The sequence below is a fragment of the Belnapia sp. genome, from assembly GCF_059504005.1.
In genome coordinates, this window is record NZ_JCACHU010000120.1 from 1 (window position 1) to 2,529 (window position 2,529).

Below are 2,529 nucleotides of genomic sequence, written 5' to 3' on the forward strand. Positions count from 1 at the left end.
TGGCTGTGTCCATGAATTCTGGCCCAGCAGTGCTGATGAATTTTGGCCCACCTGCCGCTTCTGACCACCCTGGCCGGGCTGCGATCCGGCCAGGGCGGTCAGCGTCGCTGTTCCGGTGTCCTCCTCATGTCTTCGCGGGCTTGCGCTGCGCCGTGGTCCGGCGGAACCGGTAGGATTCCGTGCCGGTGGTGATGATGTGCGCCCGGTCGGTCAGGCGATCGATCAGGGCCTTGCACAGCCGCGGGTTCGGGATGACCTGCGGCCACTCGGAGAATGGCAGGTTGGTGGTGACGATCACCGCCGCCTTCTCGGCCCGGTCGGCGATGACCTGGAACATCAGCTCGCAGGCAGTTTCGGCGAGCGGGACGTAGCCCAACTCGTCGATGCAGATCAGGTCGAGCCGCTCCCAGCGGCCAAGCGCGCGGCTCAGCTGGTTGGCATGCGCCGCCTCGGCCAGCTCGTTGATCAGCCCGGTCGCCGTGGTGAACCGCACTCGCCGCCGTTGACGGCAGGCCGCCACGCAGAGCCCCGTCGCCAGATGCGACTTGCCGGTGCCCGCGTCGCCTATCAGCAGCACCGGCTCGGCCCTGGCCACGTAGTCGCCCTCGGCCAGCCCGCGCATCTGCGCGGCCGAGACGCCGGAGCGGTCGAACTCGAACGCCTCGAGGGTCTTCATCCGTGGCAGCTTGGCATCGTGCAGCAGACGCGTGATCGCCCGGCTCTCGCGCTCCTCCATCTCGGCCGCCAGCAGCGCTTCGAGATAGCCGAGATGGGACTGCTTCTCGCGGATGGCGGTCTCCGCCAGGCGGCTGAACTGGCTGCCGATCGTCGGCATGCGCAGCACCTTGCAGTGCTGCCGGATGGCTTGGTCCTGCAGGTCGCTCATCACGCCGTTCCTGCACAGGGGCTGGAGAGCAGCAGTGTGTCGTAGTCGGCGACGCTGGGCATCGGCCGGTCGTAGCGAGCCAGGTCGCCGATTTCGACCGGGCTGGGCCGAGCCTTGTGCAATGCCGCCTCGCCCAGCAGATAGCGCACCGCCGCCGCGTCGCAGGCACCGAGCGAGACCGCCGTGGCGATCGCCGCTCGCAGCCGCTCCTCGCCGAACTCCCGACCCAGCAGCAGCACCGCCACCATCGCGCGGGTGCCGTTCTGCTTGCCGTGCCGGCCCCGCAGCCGATCCCAGAGTACGTCATAGTCGGCCGGCCAGCGCCCAGCCTGGCGCCACTGCTCGAGCGGCCGAGACCCGGCCAGGGCGCCGGGCTTGTGACCCAGCACATCCAGGTAGTGCTCGAGATCCAGCACCTGCTGGCGACGACCGTAGCAACGCTCATGGCGGGCAATCCGCCGGCCACCCTGCCAGAGCTCGACATGCAGCGGATGCACCCGCGCCTCCACCCGGCTGCCTGCCGGGGCCGGCACCGAGTAGCCATTGGTCTTGACCGTGACGCAGCCCTGCTTGTCCACCAGCGGGAACGCAACCTCGGCCAAGGAGAACCCCTCGGCCGCAGGACGGAGCAGGTGCTCACGCTCCGCGGCCATCGCCATACCAACCGCCTCGCTGCGGCCATCCAGGATCCGTGCCTCATCCGCGCGGCACCCCGCCAGCAACAACGCGTTCAGCGCATCGAGGTCAGCGACAGCAGGCACCGGGACCAGGTGGTTGCGCCGGAAATAGCCGGCCTCGCCCTCAACGCCGCCTTTCTCATGGCCCTCGCCGGGCATGCAGAACTCGGCGGCAAACCGCCAATGCGAGCGGAACGCCACGAACCGCACCGTCTCCTCCCGCCGGTGCCCGCGCAGGATCTTGCGCACCGCGCTGGCCAGGTTGTCGTAGCGCAGCAGCCGGAACACCCCGCCGAAATAGGCGAACGCCGCCTCATGCGCCTCCAGGAACGCCTGCTGCGTCGCTTGCAGGTAGGCGCGGTGGAAGGCAGCGCCGCTGGCCATCGAGCGCATGGCAAAGACCTGCACCCGGGTCCGCTCGCCGCCAAGGTCGGCCCAGGCCTCGTACCAGTCGACCTGCGCCTCCTGGCCCAGGCCATAGCTCTGCGGCACGAAGGTCTCCCGCTGCACCAGACCCAGGGCATGACGGCGTGCGCGGACGTGATTGCGCACCGTCGACTCAGCCAGGGCGACCCCCGGAAACGCCGTCAACAGCCGCCGATACAGCCGTCGCGCCGTATGCCGCTGCTTGCGCGGCGCCCGCAAATCCTCCTCCAGAACCTGGTCAATGAAGGACGCAACTGCATCCAACTTGGGCCGGGCACGCTGCGGGTAATGCCGCTCTGGCGGCACTGCGCTGGCCAAGGCCTGCCGCACCATCCGGCGGTGTACCCCGAACTTGGCCGCCACACCCGATACCGTCCCGATGCCGAACTCATGCTCCCGGCGAAGCTGCTCGAACAAATCCACTTTGGCTTTCCTGTCCATGCCAAGCCTCCCGGTACGACCAGGAGACCCTAGGTTGAGGGACAGCAGGTGGGCCAAAATTCGTCAGCACACCCGGGCCAGAATCCGATAGCAAAGCCA

2 protein-coding genes are annotated in these 2,529 nt (G+C 68.6%); both read right to left on the reverse strand.

The features are described 5' to 3' along the window. Nucleotides 1–124: 124 nt before the first annotated feature. Nucleotides 125–886 (reverse strand): IS21-like element helper ATPase IstB, encoded by a 762-nt coding sequence (gene istB / locus AC5JJ1_RS15835; protein WP_495786066.1) that lies wholly within the window; start codon nt 884–886, stop codon nt 125–127. Beyond that, a complete protein-coding gene (gene istA, locus AC5JJ1_RS15840) occupies nt 886–2,430 on the reverse strand; it encodes an IS21 family transposase (RefSeq protein ID WP_495786067.1) in 1,545 nt (514 codons plus the stop codon). The genes istB and istA overlap by 1 nt, the downstream gene beginning before the upstream one ends. Nucleotides 2,431–2,529 lie beyond the last annotated feature (99 nt).